Source organism: Ectothiorhodospira shaposhnikovii (assembly GCF_022227765.1).
Classification (GTDB): Bacteria; Pseudomonadota; Gammaproteobacteria; order Ectothiorhodospirales; family Ectothiorhodospiraceae; genus Ectothiorhodospira.
In genome coordinates, this window is the sequence record NZ_JAJMLZ010000003.1 from 222,063 (window position 1) to 237,399 (window position 15,337).

Here is a 15,337-nt window from a genome sequence, read left to right on the forward strand (position 1 = left end):
CGTTTCACCCCAAGGTCAGTTTACCGGGAGACTTCCAATGAGTGCTTCACCAAAGGGCGTCACCGTCCTTGGCGCCACCGGAACCATCGGCGTCAACACCCTGGACGTCATCGCTCGCCATCCGGACCGCTATCGCGCCGTGGCCCTCACCGCCAATGGCAATGTGGAGCGTCTGCTGGAGCAGTGCAGGACCCATCGACCCGACTATGCGGTGGTGGCCGATCCGGCCCATGCGGGAGCACTGGAAGCCGGTATCCGTGCCGCCGGCCTGTCCACCCGGGTCATGGCCGGTCCCGAAGCCCTGGCCGAAGTGGCTGCCCTGCCGGAAACCGATTACGTCATGGCCGCGATCGTCGGCGGGGCGGGGCTGCTGCCCTCCCTGGCCGCCGCCCGGGCGGGCAAGCGGGTACTGCTGGCCAACAAGGAAGCCCTGGTGATGTCCGGACGCCTGTTCATGGATCAGGTCCGGGCCTCGGGCGCGGAACTGCTGCCCATCGACAGCGAGCACAACGCCATCTTCCAGTGCATGCCGTCTGACTTTTCCCGCGGTCTGCCCGAAGTGGGGGTGGAAAGGATCCTTCTGACCGCATCCGGCGGACCCTTCCGGCGCCTGCCTGCCCAGGATCTGGAGGCGGTCACGCCGGATCAGGCCTGTGCCCACCCCAACTGGGTCATGGGTCGCAAGATCTCGGTGGATTCCGCTTCCATGATGAACAAGGGTCTGGAACTGATCGAGGCCTGCTGGCTGTTCGATACCACGCCGGAGCGTGTCGAGGTGGTACTGCATCCCCAGAGCGTGATTCATTCCATGGTGGCCTATGCTGATGGCTCGGTGCTGGCCCAGCTGGGCAACCCGGACATGAGAACCCCCATCGCCCACGCCTTGGCCTGGCCGGAGCGCATCACCTCGGGCGTAGCGCCGCTGGACATCATGGAGATTGCCCGCCTGGATTTCGAGCGTCCCGACATGGAACGTTTCCCCTGCCTGCGCCTGGCCTACGAGGCCTTCAGTGCCGGCGGTACCGCCACCGCCATCCTCAACGCGGCCAACGAAGTGGCCGTGGATGCCTTCCTGTCGGCGCGCATCCGTTTCACCGACATCCCCCGGCTGATCTCCCATGCCCTGGAAACCCTGCCCCATCAGGAAGCCGATTCCCTGGAACGGATCCTGGCGGCGGATCGGGAAGCCCGGGAAGTGGCGGCCGCGGCGGTGCGCGAAGGCCGGCTGCTTGAGCGTTCCCTGCATTCATGAGCATCCTGATCAGCATCCTCGCCTTCATCGTTGCCATCGGGCTGCTGGTGACGGTGCACGAGTTCGGCCACTATTGGGTGGCCCGGCGCTGCGGCGTGAAGGTCCAGCGCTTCTCCATCGGCTTCGGTCGTCCCCTGTGGGCACGGGTGGCAGGCCGGGATCGCACCGAATATGTCATCGCCGCCATCCCCCTGGGCGGCTATGTGAAGATGCTCGATGAGCGCGAGGAGCCGGTGCCGGAGGCGGAGCGTCATCGCGCCTTCAACCGCCAGACCGTGGGCCGGCGCATGGCCATCGTCGCCGCCGGTCCGGCGGCGAATTTCCTCTTTGCTATCCTCGCCTACACCCTGATGTTCATGGTCGGGGTCGGCGGCATCAAGCCCGTGGTGGGGCATGTGGAGCCCGGTTCCCTGGCCGCCGAGGGCGGTTTCGAGGCCCGGGACCTGATCCTGCGGGTGAACGATACCGAAACGGCCACCTGGGAACTTGCCGCCCTCAATCTGCTCGAACAGGGTCTGGATGGCCGCCGGGTGGAGGTGCTGGTGCGCGATGCCCAGGGCAGGGAAGTGGTCCGTTCACTGGACCTGAGCGACCGGCGCCGACTGCTGGACGAAGGCCCCCTGCTGGACAAGCTGGGTATCGTTGCCTGGCATGCCTGGTCGGAGCCGGTACTGGGGGAACTGATCCCGGAGGGTGCCGCGGCCCGTGCCGGGCTACGCTCGGGAGACCGGATCCTGCAGGCGGACGGCATCCGCATCGACAGCTGGCAGTCCTGGGTGGCCCATGTTCAGGCCCGCCCCGAACAGTCCATCGAACTGTGGATCGAGCGGGACGGTCGCCGTGAATTCATGGTGATCCGGACCGACAGCCGGGAGGTCAACGGCGAGCGGGTGGGGCTGATCGGCGCCTATCCCTATGTGGACGAGGCCACCGCCGAGGCCATGCGGGCCCAGGTCCGTCACGGCCCCTGGATCTCGTTCGTCCATGGCGTGGAACGAACCTGGGACATGAGCGTCATGACCCTGCGGGTGATGTGGCGCCTGCTCACCGGCGAGGCGGCGGTGAGCAATATCGCCGGCCCCATCAGCATTGCCGAGTATGCGGGCGTCACCGCCGTGATCGGGCTCTCGGCATTTCTGGGTTTTCTCGCCATCGTCAGTATCAGTCTCGGGATCATCAATCTGCTGCCGATTCCCATACTCGACGGTGGTCATCTGCTGTATTACTGCGTGGAGCTCATCAAGGGCAGTCCCGTGTCGCCGACGGTGGAAGCCATCGGCCAGCGGGTCGGGATCGTGATGATCGGACTTTTGATGACGCTCGCGTTCTATAACGATTTCATGCGAATCCTGGGTTGATACCGAATGTCTCGTGAGTCACGACGTCTGCTTGCCGGTCTGGGCCTTGCCGCCATGCTGGGCTGGTCAACATCGGCACTGGCCGGCAACGGTTTTGTGATCCGGGACATCGAGGTCGAGGGTCTGCAGCGCATTGCCGCCGGCACGGTGTTCACCTACCTGCCCGTGGCGGTGGGAGACGCCTTCGATGACGGCCAGGCACCGGAGGTGATCCGGGCCCTGTTCCGTACCGGCTTCTTCTCCGACATTTCCCTGAGCCGGCGTGGCGACGTGCTGGTGGTGGTGGTGGAAGAGCGGCCCGCCATCAACGAGATCCGCATCAGCGGCAACCGGGACATCAAGACCGATCAGCTCATGGAGGCCCTGCGTCAGGTGGGCATGGCCCGTGGCCGGGTCTTCAACCGCACCGTGCTCGAGCGCATGGAGAATGAACTGCTGCAGCAATATTTCGCCCGCGGCAAGTACAACGTGCAGGTGGATGTGGAGGTGGAGTCGCTGCCCCGCAACCGGGTGGACGTGGTCATCGAGATCGCCGAGGGTCGGGTGGCCCGGATCCAGCAGGTGAGGGTGGTGGGTAACGAAGCCTATTCCGAGCGGGAGCTGATTCGTCGTTTCGATTCCGGCGTGCCCCGCTGGTATGCCCTGTTCAGCCGCCGTGATCATTATTCCAAGCAGCGCCTGGCGGGGGATCTGGAAAAACTGCGTACCCGCTACCTGGATTCCGGCTTCATCAACTTCAACGTGGATTCCACCCAGGTCACTCTGACCCCGGATCGTCGGGACATCTATGTCACCATCAATATCGATGAAGGCGAGCAGTATCGGGTGAGCGAGGTCAGTCTGGCGGGCAATCTCATCGTGGACGAGCAGGAACTGCGGGATCTGCTGGCCATTGCCCCGGGGGATACCTTCTCCCGCAGCCTGATCACCGAGACCTCCAATCGCATCTCCCGCCGTCTGGGGGATGAGGGTTACGCCTTTGCCAACGTCAATCCGATCCCCCAGCTTGACGAGGAGAATCAGGAGGTTGCCCTGACCTTCTTTGTCGATCCCGGTCAGCGGGTCTATGTGCGCCGGATCAACTTCACCGGTAATTCCCGCACCCAGGACGAGGTCTTTCGCCGTGAAATGCGGCAGATGGAAGGCGGTTGGTATTCCACCTCGAACGTGGATCGCTCCCGGGTCCGCCTGCAGCGCCTCTCCTATGTGGAGGATGTGAACATCGAGACCCGCCGGGTGGCCGGGACCGAGGATCAGGTGGACCTGGACATCACGGTGTCCGAGCGCCTGTCCGGCAGTTTCATGATCGGTGCCGGGTATTCCCAGAGCCAGGGCGTGCTGTTCAATACCAGCCTGTCCCAGGACAATTTCTTTGGTACCGGCAACCGGGTCTCCCTGGCCCTGAACAACAGCCGGGTGAGCACTCTCTACAGCCTGTCCTTTACCAATCCCTATTACACCCTGGACGGGGTCAGTCGGGGCTTCAATATCTTCTATCGGGAGACGGATGCCTTCCGGGCGGATATTTCCCGCTATTCCTCCAACCGGCTGGGGGCCAATGTCACCTACGGCATTCCCCTCACCGAGTACAACACCTTCCGCATCACCCCCGGCTATGAGCGGGTGGAGATCCTCACTTCCGACAATACTCCCGATGAGATCTTCAACTACCTGGATGAAAATGGTGACCGGTATGATCTCTATACCCTGACCACCAGCTTCATCCACGATACCCGCAACCGGACCGTGTTCGCGGATCGCGGCAACCTGCAGCGGATCAGTCTGGAGGCCTCCCTGCCGGGCAGCGACCTGGAATACTATAAGGTGGATTATCGCAACCAGCTCTTCATCCCCCTACGGCCGGGGCTGACCTTCGCCCTGTCCGGGGAAGTGGCTTACGGGGATGCCTACGGGGATACCTCCGATCTGCCGTTCTTCGAGAAGTTCTTCGCCGGCGGCACCCGCTCGGTACGGGGTTACCGGGATCTGAGCCTGGGACCCCGGGACAGCCGAGATGACCCTTATGGCGGGAACTTCCGGGTGCTGGGCAGTGCCGAACTCATCTTCCCGCCGCCGTTCATGGATCAGGCCCCCAATGTGCGCATGAGCCTGTTCCTGGATGCCGGCCAGGTATTCGAGACCTATGATGATTTCGAGACCGGCGAGATCCGCGCCTCGATCGGTGCCGGCATGACTTGGCTGTCCCCGGTGGGCGCGTTGACATTCAGTCTGGCGCAGGCGTTAAATGACAAGCCCGAAGATCGCCTGCAGTCGTTCCAGTTCAGTATCGGCGCCTCCTTCTGACGGCGTCTTGTCGAGTATGAAAAAGGGTTGTTGAACGGGCTGAGTCAGCCTTTTGTCTGCCCAAGTTTTGGAGAAACGGTTTGAAGCGCAATGTTCTGAGAATCACCACCGGCCTGTTGCTGGTGTGTCTGCTTGCGATCTCCGGTGCCGCCGCGGCCAACGCCAAGGTGGCCTTCGTCAACATCAATCGTGTCATGGAACAGTCTCCCCAGGCGGAAGCCTCCCTGCGGGCGCTGGAAGAAGAGTTCTCCCCCCGGGACTCGGAGCTGGTGGCGGAACGGGACGCCCTGCGCCGCATGCAGGAGCGTCTGCAGCGGGATGCCGAGGTGATGGGTGCGGATCGCCGCGCCGAACTTGAGCGTGAATTCCGTACCCGTTCCCGGGAGTTCACCCGCGCCCAGGACATGTTCCAGGAAGATCTGAATGTGCGGCGCAACGATGAACTGGCCCGGCTCCAGCGCCTGGTGCACAACGTGATCATGGAGATTGCCCGTGCCGAAAACGTGGACCTGGTGGTCACCGAGCGCACGGTCCTGTACGCCAGCGACCGTATCGATATCACCGGCAAGGTTCTGGAAGAGCTCCGCCGCCAGCATCAAAGAGCCCGCCGCTGATCCGGGGCGGAAGTGATGTCGGTTTCACTGAAAACACTGGCGCGGGCCATCGGCGCCGATCTGCACGGAGCCGGCATTGATGCCGGTGAACGTGTCCTGGACAGCGTGGCCCCGCTGGGCGATGCCGGTCCCGGTCAGCTGTGCTTCATGACCCATGATCGCTACCTGCCCGAGCTCCGTCGGACCCGGGCGGGAGCGGTCATCCTCAAGCCCGCGCATCTGCCCGAGTGCCCGGTGCCGGCCCTGGTCTGCGCCAATCCGCACCTGGGATTCGCCCGGGCGGCGGCCCTGTTGCATCCCGAGCCCGTACCCGAACCCGGCATTCATGCCAGTGCCGTGGTCAGTCCTCGGGCCAGGATTCATCCCTCGGTCAGTGTGGGGCCGCAGTGTGTCGTGGCGGCGGGCGTGCAGCTGGATGCCGACGTGGTGCTGGGTCCCGGCTGTATCATCGGCGAGAATGCCCATGTGGGCGAAGGGACCCGGATGCTGGCCCGGGTGACGGTGGGTGCCCGTGTCAGGATCGGTCGGCGAGGATTGCTGCACCCCGGGGCAGTGGTGGGTTCGGAGGGGTTCGGCTTTGCGAAGGACGGCGAGGCGTGGATCCGGGTGCCGCAGGTGGGTACGGTGATCATCGGTGACGACGTGGAGGTGGGGGCCAACACGACCATCGATCGCGGTGCGCTGGAAGATACCGTGATCGAGGACGGGGTGAAACTGGACAACCTGATCCAGGTGGCCCACAACGTGCATATCGGTGCCCACACGGCCATGGCCGGGTGTGTGGGGATCGCCGGTAGTGCCCGCATCGGCAGGCGTTGCTCCATTGGCGGGGGGGTCGGCATTGCGGGCCACCTGGAAATCGCCGATGGGGTGACGGTGACGGGCATGACCCTGGTGAGCCGTTCCATCTCAGAGCCCGGTGTCTATTCCTCGGGTGTGCCGTTCTCACCGGCACGGGAATGGAATCGCAGCCTGGCGCATTTGCGGCGACTCGATACCCTGTCACGGCGCGTCAAAGTCCTGGAAGAGCGGGCATCACGCCAGGGCGCCGGGGCTGACTCTGATAACGAATAATCGGTGGTTCGCAGGCAACGCGCAGGGTGGATCTGCAGGGGGCCTGCGAACGAATGACCCTATAAAGTACAAATAAGGAATGACAACTTGGATTCCATGAGCATACACGAGGTGCTGCGCTACCTCCCCCATCGTTTCCCGTTTCTGATGGTGGACCGGGTGACCGATCTCAAACCCGGTGAATATCTGGAGGGCATCAAGAATGTCTCCATCAATGAACCCTATTTCCCGGGTCATTTCCCCATCCGCCCGGTCATGCCGGGTGTCCTGATCCTGGAAGCCCTGGCTCAGGCCACGGGTCTGCTGGCCTTCAAGACCCAGGAACACCGGGGCGAGACCGACAAGCAGCAGCTGTATCTTTTCGTGGGCATCGACGAGGCCCGTTTCCGTCGCCAGGTGGAACCGGGTGATCAGCTCCATCTGCGGGTGGAACTGCTGCGCGTGGTGAGGGGTATCTGGCGCTTCAATGCCGAGGCCAGGGTGGACGGTGAAGTGGTGGCCACCGCGACGCTCATGTGCGCCGGGAAGGATCTGGAGTCATGATCGATGCCCGTGCCGTTGTAGACCCGGGGGCACGCATCGAGGAAGGAGTGCAGATCGGGGCCTTTTCGATCATTGGCCCCGAGGTGAGTATCGGCAAGGGAACCTGGATCGGACCCCATGTGGTGATCACCGGCAAGACCCGTATCGGCGAGGACTGCAAGATTTATCAGTTCGCGTCCCTGGGGGAGGCGCCCCAGGATCTGGGCTACCGGGATGAGGCCACCGCCCTGGAAATCGGTGATCGCACCGTGATCAGGGAGTACGTCACCATCAGTCGCGGTACCCCCAAGGGCGGTGGCGTGACCCGGGTGGGTTCCGACAATCTGATCATGGCCTATGTCCATATCGCCCATGACTGCCACGTGGGCGATCATGTCGTCTTTTCCAACGCGGCCTCCCTGGCCGGGCATTGTCAGGTGGGGGACCGGGCCGTGCTGGGGGGGTTCACCCTGGTTCACCAGTTCTGTCGGGTGGGCTCCCATGCTTTTACCAGCATGGGTGCGGCCCTGAACCGGGATCTGCCGCCCTATTGCATGGCTTCCGGCAATTACGCCCGTGCCGTCGGCATCAACAAGATCGGGCTCCGGCGTCGCGGTTTTTCCGGGGAGACCATCCGTGCGCTGCAACGGGCATTTCGGCATCTGGTGGACGGTCGGGACCGGCAGCAGGGCCTCGAGGCCGTGGCGCCACTGGCGGAGGTGCACCCGGAAGTGGCGGATTTCGTGGCATTTGTGCGGGAAAGTCCCCGCGGCATTCTGCGCACCGATCGGCGCCGTTCCACGGACTGACCGGCACCGCCTTCGCGGGCAAGGCCCGCTCCCAGGGTCACCCGTGTGAGTGTGACCCCGTGGGAGCGGCCCTGGCCGCGAATCAGCGCAGGCGCCGAGCAAACTTCAGGGCTCCCCGGACTCCCGTTTCAACGTCACATCCACGATTCTCACCTGCCTGATCGCCTCGATCTCATGGTCGGCGAACCACTGCTCCGCCAGCTTGCGAATGTCACCCAGACCGACCTTGGACAGGTCGATGTCCAGTTCCACGGTCACTTCCACTTTCACGGCGCACCCCTCAGAATGAACTGGTGACCACCCGACCGGACGGGTCCAGCATGTCACGCAAGGTTTCCGGATCTGCAATGCCGGGCAGCTTCAGACTCTGGCCACCATGGCAGATGATGCCCACCTTGCCGTAGCCGAGCAGACGACCCAGCCAGCTTCGGTAAATCCCCGCCGCCTTGATCTCGCCCAGTTCCATGACCCGGGTGCGGCGCAGCAGCGTGCCGGTCACGGTGATCATGCGCCGATCGGTGATGGAGACCTCCGTGTTGAGAAAAATGGCCAGTGCCCGGGCCATCATGCCCGGCAACACCGCCAGGTAGATGATGGCGGCGATGACCTCGCCCCCCAGGCCGAAGGGACCCAACACCAGCAGCAGGCACAGGGTCACGAGCTGGATCGGGGGCAGGAAGATGGCCCAGTGGGTGTCGGCCTGGAATACCAGGTGTTCTTCCTCGTCCAGCACGGTTTGGGTTACGTCCGCGCGCCCCAGGGAAAAGGACAGGATGGCCATGATGATGGCCGGCGGCAGCAGCAGGGTGCCGGCCACCAGCAGGGTGGTCCCGAGCGGGGTGCCGAAGAAATTCACCCCGGCAAAGAGGTTGATTCCCGCCGCCACGAGCACCCCCGCCGCGGTGAAATTGAGGCGGCGTTTCCAGCGTCTTTCGTTGCGCATGCGTTCGCAGCGATGTCGGGGCCACCAGCGCACCAGCAGGTTGATGAGGGTGACGGGAAACAGAATGATGAACAGGGTCAGGGAGATCAGCGCCCCTTGTCCCAGCAGGACCATGGATCCCATGAGGCTGGCCAGGGAACTCAGGGCCAGGGTGATGGGAATCCAGCGGGGAGATCGGGTGGTGTCCTTCGTTGTCGTACTCAAGTTGAGGCTCCAGTTAGGCACGATGGGACCCCGGACCGGGTCGAGCCTTCATTTTGCCTGATATCCGGCCCCGATGCCCATGCCCGGGATCAGGAGGGAGATGGATTCTGCGTGCGCCCCTTGAGTTCCCGCACCCGCTCCACGCCCTTGCGGCGCTGGGCGTAGATCACCTGCAGTTTCTGCGCAATCTCCTCATGTTCATCGCCCGGCGGTGTCTGTTCCAGCCTGGCGGTGAGATCCCGTTCCTTGGCCTTGAGTTTCTTCAACACCTTGCGGATGGATTTGAGTTCCTCACGCTGGGCGGTCTGATCCGCGCTGAGAAAACCGGCCAGCCTAGCCAGCAGTTTTTTCGTTTTCATCAGTGTGCGTCCGAGTCCTGGGATTGGAATTGCCCCCGGCCATCCGCGCAATATCCTGTTCATTCAGTGCCAGCTGACCTTCGGCGGACTGTTCCGCCCGCGTGGGAGGAAGCAGCAGTGCATGGCTGGCCTCGATCAGGTTCGAGCAGATCTCGAAGGCGTAGTTCTCGTCGTTCATCATCGACGTGGCGATGGAGGAGGACAGGCGTCTGCCACGGATCAGCTCATTGAGGTCCGCCGTGAAGCTGCGGCCGGATTTCTGCACCGACAGCTTAATGGCATCCAGTGACAGTCTGGTGACAGTCTCCGGGTCCTGGGTCCGGAGCTGGCGGATTTCCCGCAGTACCCTGGCAATCTGCAGTCGGATCACGTCATAGCGCTCCCGGATCAGCGGATTGGCGGAGAGACCGTGGCGGGAGAGGTTCTTTTGCAGGTGCTTGGTGGCCTTCACCGCCTCGACGATGTCACGACTGGCCTGTTGCAGGTCGTAGAGCTGTTCCACCGACTGTTGGGACAGCTCCCGGCCCTGGATTTCGCTGATGAAGGCGATGATGTCGCTGTGCAGGCTCTTGATCTTTGCCTCATAGACGTCGTCCACGTCCAGCGGGATGATGCGACGGGTATTTTTCACCGCGTCAGCCAGGGATTGATCCGAGTCGATCACGGAACGGCGCAGGCTGACCCCGTGGGCGATGAGGTCATGGGCGTTGTCATAGAGATGCCCCACCTCCTTGCGCAGGGCGCTGATGGCCGTGGCCGGTGTTTCCAGGGCACCGGGATAGAGATACAGGGGTTTTTCCCTGGATTTCGGGGCCGGATTCACATACTTGATCAATGCTCGCTCCAGTACGCCGGTGAAGGGGGCCAGCAGGATGACGCCCAGCAGGTTGAACAGGGTATGGAACAGGGCCAGCTTGAGCAGGTATTCATCGTCGGCCAGCCCGATCAGGGCGCCCAGGTGGTCCACTGCCCAGGCCATCTGTCCGATGAAGACGATGGCCACGGTCGCCGTCATGACGTTGAACAGGACATGGGCAATGGCCAGGCGCTTGCCGCCCAGGTTGGCGGTCATGCCGCCGATGGCGGTGGTGATGGCACTGCCCAGATTGGCGCCGATGGCCAGGGCCAGGGCGCTGTCATAGCTGATCTGACCGGTGGCCAGGGCGGTGATGATCACCAGCAGGGTGGCGTGGCTGGACTGCATGATCACCGTGATGAGCATGCCGATGCCGGTATAGAGCAGCACCCCCAGGATGCCGGGAATCACGTAGCCGGAGAGATCGAAGGCCCCCTGGAAGGCTTCGAAGCCTTCCTTCATGTAATGGATGCCCAGGAACAGAAAGCCTACTCCCAGGGCCAGGTAGCCGATACCCTGCAAGACCTTGGAGCGCTGCAGCAGGAGGATGACACCGACAACCAGGGCGGGCATGGCATAGCCGGCGATGTCCACTCGCAGGCCCAGGCCGGCAATCAGCCAGGCCCCGGTGGTGGTGCCCAGGTTGGCCCCCATGATGACACCGATGCCGGCCGCCAGGGTGATCATCTCGGCACTGACGAAGGAAATGGTGACCAGCGACACCAGGGTACTGGACTGCATCAGGGTGGTGCTGGTGATGCCGAAGGCGATGCTTTTCCAGAGCCGGTTGGTGGACGCCCGCAGCACCTGTTCCAGGGTGCCGCCGGTAAAGGCCTTGAAGCCCTTTTCCAGCGACAGCATGCCGAACAGGAACAGCGCCACCCCGGCGGCGATTTCCTTGAAGTCCGGACTGACCCAGAAGCCGTAACCCAGGATCAGCAGGAGCAGGGGCAGCGGGGCCTGGCGCCAGAACCGGATCAAGGGTGTCGCACCTCCCCGTCAACGGTGTCGAGCAGACGACCATGGTCGATCAGTTCCAGGGCCATCCTCGCCACCTTCCCGGAGCCGCCGCCTTCTCCCAGGCGTTCCCGTACCTCGCCCAGGGCATTTACCACCGAGCGGTGATAATCCTCGTCCATCAGCAGTCGCTCCACTTCCGCGCCGATGTTCTCCGCCGTGGCGGCATCCTGCACGAACTCCCGCACCACCGCGCGACCGGCGACGATATTGGCCAGGCCGATATGGGGAATCAGGATCAGGCGGCTCAGAATGGCGTGGGTGATGGGAGAGACCCGGTAGATGATGGCCATGGGGGTCCTGAGCAGGGCCGCTTCCAGGGTGGCCGTGCCGGAGGCGATGATGAGGGCGCGACTGACCGCCATGACATCATAGGTTTGCCCGCTCACCAGCCGGATGTCCAGGGACGGGTCCAGATGGGGTGCCACATCGCCGGCCACGTCCACGCCGGGGGCGAGGGGCATCACGAAACGGATATCGGGATGCCGTCGGCGCAGCCACCGGCAGGTTTCCATCATGATGGGCAGGTGGCGTCGCAGCTCCCCGCCACGGCTGCCGGGCAGCAACGCCAAGGGGGGATGGTCCGGGTCCAGACCCAGGTCCGCCAGGATCTTGTCCGGGGCGGCGGAGGGGTGGACCACGTCCACCAGGGGATTGCCCACATAGCGGACCGGGATGCCGTAACGCCGATAGACGTCCACCTCGAAGGGAAACAGCACGGCCATGGCATCGATCACCCGGCCGATGCGTTTCACCCGATGGGGGCGCCAGGCCCAGATCTGGGGGCTGACGTAAAACAGCACCCGGATGCCCAGGGCCTTGGCGGCCCTGGCCAGACGCAGGTTGAATTCCACGTAGTCCACCAGCACCAGCAGGTCCGGCGGGTCCGACCGCAGATGTTGCTTGAGGGTTTCCAGGGCCCGGCGGATATCCCGGTACTGGGCGATCACCTCCCACAGGCCCACCACCGCCAGACGTCCGGCATCCACGATCAGTTCCACCCCGGCCTCGCGCATGGCGCCGCAGCCCATGCCGGTATAGCGATTGCCGGGACGCAGGCCTTCCATGGCCCGGACCATGTTGGCGGCATGCAGGTCGCCGGAGACTTCGCCGGCGACAACCATCACATGCAGCGGTGTGTTCGAATCAGTCAAGGGCCCCCCGGATGATATCGGTGATCCGCACCAGATCCTCGTCACGGATCTCGGGATAGATGGGCAGGGACAGGCAGCGCTCGGTGACGGATTCGGTCACCGGCAGGTGGATCTGGGCGCAGCTATCGCCGAAGGCCTTCTGGCGATGCAGGGGGATGGGGTAGTACACGGCGCAGGCGATCCCGGCCTGCTGCAGGGCCTGCATGACGGCGTCCCGGCGGTCCGTTAGCAGGGTGTATTGATGAAACACGTGCACACCCAGGCCGTCCTCGAAGGGCGTGGTCACCGGTGTATCGGCCAGCAGTGCGTTGTAGCGGTGGGCGGCCCGGCGCCGTTCCTGGTTGAAGCGGTCGATGTGCTTGAGCTTGACCCGCAGGATGGCGGCCTGGATCTCGTCCAGGCGACTGTTGTAGCCGATGATGTCATGGTGATAGCGCACCCGGCTGCCGTGGTTTCTCAGGGTCCGTAACTGGTCGGCGTGCGCATCGGAACTGGTGGTGATCAGGCCGCCGTCACCGTAGCAACCCAGGTTCTTGCTGGGGAAGAAGCTGAAACAGCCGAAGGCGCCGGTGGTGCCGGTCTGGGCGCTGTTCACGGTGGCGCCGAAGGACTGGGCGCAGTCCTCCACCAGGATCAGGTCATGGGCCTTGCACAGGGCCTGGAGCCGGGGCAGGTCCGCCGGCTGTCCGAACAGGTGAACCGGCATGATGGCCCGGGTGCGTTCGTTGATGGCCGCCTCCACCTGGGCCACGTCGATATTGAAGGTGCGCGGATCGATGTCCACGAACACCGGCACGGCCCCCACATAGCGGATGGCCTCGGCGGTGGCGATGAAGGTGAAGGCGGTGGTGATGACCTCATCCCCCTCGCCGATACCGGCGGCGGCCAGGGCCAGATGCAGGGCATCGGTGCCGGAGGCGCAGGTGATGGCATGGGGCGTGCCCAGGTAGTCGGCCAGTTCCTGCTCCAGGCTCTGCACGTTGGGGCCCAGGATGAACTGGGTGTTTTCCAGGACCTGGGCGATTCCCGCGTCGATCTCGTCCTTCAACTGGTGGTACTGGGTCTTCAGGTCGACCATTGGAATCATGGTGTGATTTTTCCTTGCTTGAATGAATACGGTCTGTGCGGGAAGGGGGAGGGCGTCAATCGCGCCGGTCGCGCATGGGTGACCCCTGTCGGACCAGTTCGCTGATGCGGATGGCCGTTTCCAGGGCGCGCTGGCCGTCCTCGCCGGAGACCACCACCGGGGTGCCCTGCTGGATCGCGTCCAGGAAGGCGATGATCTCCGCCTTGAGGGCATCGCCCTCCTCGAAGAAGCTTTCCTCGCTGATGACCTCGGGGATGCCCGGGAACATCTCCTTGTCGCCCAGTCGATGCACCGACAACCCCCGGTTCTGGAAATCCACCGAGACATAGGCATTTTTCTGGAAGATGCGCATCTTGCGCTCGGTCTTGAGGCTGACCCGGCTGGAGGTGACATTGGCCACGCAGCCGCTTTCGAACTCGATGCGGGCGTTGGCGATGTCGATGGCGTCGGACAGGACCCGGGCGCCGCTGGCGGCGAGGGATTTCACCGGCGAGCGTACCATGTCCAGGATGATGTCGATGTCATGGATCATCAGGTCCAGCACCACGTTCACATCCGTGGCCCGGGGCTTGAAGGGGGCCAGGCGGTGGGATTCGATGAACAGGGGTTCGCCGCGTCGATCCGCCAGATCCATCAGGGCGGCGTTGAAGCGCTCCAGGTGTCCCACCTGCAGGATCACGCCCCGTTCCCGGGCCAGCCGGTTGAGGGCGGCGGCTTCCTCCACGGTGGAGGTGATGGGCTTTTCCACCAGCACGTGGGTGCCGTGTTCCAGGAAATCCTGGGCCACGGGAAAGTGCAGGGTGGTGGGCACGGCAATGCTGACGGCATCCACCTGGCCAAGCAGTTCGCGGTAGTCGGTGACGGCGCGACATCCGCATTGTTCGGCCACGGCGGCGGCGGTCTCGGCACTGGCGTCGGCCACCGCCACCAGCTCTGCATTGGGAAGGGCGGCGTATTTCTGGGCGTGGAACTTGCCAAGATAGCCGACGCCGATCACGGCGCATCGTGTGGAGGTCATGGGCGGTCCCGGTGGCTTGGTGAGCGGCGCGGCACGGGCCGGTGGCCCTGATGAGGTGCGCCTTGATAGCATGTCGTGCCTTCATTTTACTCCATGCATGGTGGGAACGACATCAATGACGCTTGATCCGGTGAACCTGGCCCAGGGGCCTGACGTGGCGGGTGTGGACGAAGTGGGCCGTGGTCCGCTGGCCGGCCCGGTGGTGGCGGCGGCGGTGATCCTGGATCCCGCCCGTCCCATCGAAGGATTGAAGGATTCCAAGGCCCTGAGTCCGGCCCGGCGCGAGGCCCTGGATGCACTGATCCGGGAACGGGCCCTGGCCTGGTCCATTGCGGTCTGCGGCCCGGCGGAGATTGATGCGCTGAACATCCTCCAGGCCAGCCTGCTGGCCATGCGTCGGGCGGTGGAGACCCTTGCCGTCGCGCCGGCCCTGGCTTTGGTGGACGGCAATCGCTGTCCGGAAGCGATGCCCTGTCCGGCCCGGGCGGTGGTGGGGGGGGACAGGACCGTGGCGGCCATCAGCGCGGCGTCCATCATCGCCAAGGTCCATCGGGATGCCCTGATGGTGGCCCTGGATGCCGAGCATCCCGGCTACGGGCTGGCGGGTCACAAGGGTTATCCCACTCCCGTGCATCTGGAAGCCCTGACCCGCCTGGGGCCGAGCCCCTGTCACCGGATGAGCTTTGCTCCGGTACGGCGGGCGGCCTGCCAGGCGTCCTGAATCCGTTATTCCCGCGCAAGCGGGAATCCATCGGCCGGTCACGGA

General features: G+C 64.1%; 15 protein-coding genes. 8 read left to right on the forward strand and 7 right to left on the reverse strand.

The genetic code is table 11. The features are described 5' to 3' along the window. Positions 1-37: 37 nt before the first annotated feature. From ispC to lpxA, 7 genes are all read left to right on the forward strand, one after another. Entirely contained in the window at positions 38-1,252 is a 1,215-nt protein-coding gene (gene ispC, locus LQD11_RS05945) for a 1-deoxy-D-xylulose-5-phosphate reductoisomerase (protein WP_238616708.1), read from the forward strand. Continuing rightward, positions 1,249-2,610, forward strand: a complete 1,362-nt coding sequence (gene rseP, locus LQD11_RS05950) for an RIP metalloprotease RseP (RefSeq protein ID WP_238616709.1) — start codon at positions 1,249-1,251, stop codon at positions 2,608-2,610. Before ispC ends, rseP begins: the two co-directional genes overlap by 4 nt. Positions 2,611-2,616: 6 nt before the next feature. Beyond that, positions 2,617-4,914, forward strand: a complete 2,298-nt coding sequence (bamA, locus tag LQD11_RS05955) for an outer membrane protein assembly factor BamA (RefSeq protein ID WP_238616710.1) — start codon at positions 2,617-2,619, stop codon at positions 4,912-4,914. 80 nt (positions 4,915-4,994) lie between these two features. Further along, positions 4,995-5,528: an OmpH/Skp family outer membrane protein gene (locus LQD11_RS05960; RefSeq protein ID WP_008932283.1), complete on the forward strand. Its 534-nt coding sequence runs from the start codon at positions 4,995-4,997 to the stop codon at positions 5,526-5,528. A 15-nt stretch (positions 5,529-5,543) separates the two neighbouring features. After that, positions 5,544-6,602, forward strand: coding sequence for a UDP-3-O-(3-hydroxymyristoyl)glucosamine N-acyltransferase (lpxD, locus tag LQD11_RS05965; protein WP_238616711.1), 1,059 nt, complete (start codon positions 5,544-5,546; stop codon positions 6,600-6,602). 96 nt (positions 6,603-6,698) lie between these two features. Further along, positions 6,699-7,145, forward strand: a complete 447-nt coding sequence (fabZ, locus tag LQD11_RS05970; RefSeq protein WP_371200091.1) for a 3-hydroxyacyl-ACP dehydratase FabZ — start codon at positions 6,699-6,701, stop codon at positions 7,143-7,145. Next, positions 7,142-7,933, forward strand: coding sequence for an acyl-ACP--UDP-N-acetylglucosamine O-acyltransferase (gene lpxA, locus LQD11_RS05975; RefSeq protein WP_238616712.1), 792 nt, complete (start codon positions 7,142-7,144; stop codon positions 7,931-7,933). Before fabZ ends, lpxA begins: the two co-directional genes overlap by 4 nt. 105 nt (positions 7,934-8,038) lie before the next feature. Here the strand turns inward: lpxA and LQD11_RS05980 are convergent, their stop codons facing one another. From LQD11_RS05980 to LQD11_RS06010, 7 genes are all read right to left on the reverse strand, one after another. Beyond that, positions 8,039-8,203, reverse strand: a complete 165-nt coding sequence (locus tag LQD11_RS05980; protein ID WP_238616713.1) for a hypothetical protein — start codon at positions 8,201-8,203, stop codon at positions 8,039-8,041. 10 nt (positions 8,204-8,213) lie between these two features. Continuing rightward, on the reverse strand, positions 8,214-9,080 hold the full coding sequence (locus LQD11_RS05985) for a PH domain-containing protein (RefSeq protein WP_238616714.1): 867 nt from the start codon (positions 9,078-9,080) through the stop codon (positions 8,214-8,216). Positions 9,081-9,169: 89 nt separating this feature from the next. Next, positions 9,170-9,439 carry a hypothetical protein gene (locus LQD11_RS05990; protein ID WP_238616715.1) on the reverse strand — a complete coding sequence of 90 codons (270 nt, stop codon included), beginning with the start codon at positions 9,437-9,439 and terminating at the stop codon, positions 9,170-9,172. Continuing rightward, positions 9,414-11,276: a Na/Pi cotransporter family protein gene (locus tag LQD11_RS05995; RefSeq protein WP_238616716.1), complete on the reverse strand. Its 1,863-nt coding sequence runs from the start codon at positions 11,274-11,276 to the stop codon at positions 9,414-9,416. Before LQD11_RS05995 ends, LQD11_RS05990 begins: the two co-directional genes overlap by 26 nt. Continuing rightward, positions 11,273-12,466 (reverse strand): lipid-A-disaccharide synthase, encoded by a 1,194-nt coding sequence (lpxB, locus tag LQD11_RS06000; protein WP_276315666.1) that lies wholly within the window; start codon positions 12,464-12,466, stop codon positions 11,273-11,275. The genes LQD11_RS05995 and lpxB overlap by 4 nt, the downstream gene beginning before the upstream one ends. Beyond that, a complete protein-coding gene (locus LQD11_RS06005) occupies positions 12,459-13,553 on the reverse strand; it encodes a DegT/DnrJ/EryC1/StrS family aminotransferase (protein WP_238616717.1) in 1,095 nt (364 codons plus the stop codon). The genes lpxB and LQD11_RS06005 overlap by 8 nt, the downstream gene beginning before the upstream one ends. Positions 13,554-13,608: 55 nt before the next feature. Further along, a complete protein-coding gene (locus LQD11_RS06010; protein WP_238616718.1) occupies positions 13,609-14,571 on the reverse strand; it encodes a Gfo/Idh/MocA family protein in 963 nt (320 codons plus the stop codon). Between the two features lie 115 nt (positions 14,572-14,686). Between LQD11_RS06010 and rnhB the strand changes: the two genes are divergently transcribed. Next, positions 14,687-15,292 (forward strand): ribonuclease HII, encoded by a 606-nt coding sequence (gene rnhB, locus LQD11_RS06015; RefSeq protein ID WP_238616719.1) that lies wholly within the window; start codon positions 14,687-14,689, stop codon positions 15,290-15,292. The last annotated feature ends 45 nt before the right edge of the window (positions 15,293-15,337 follow it).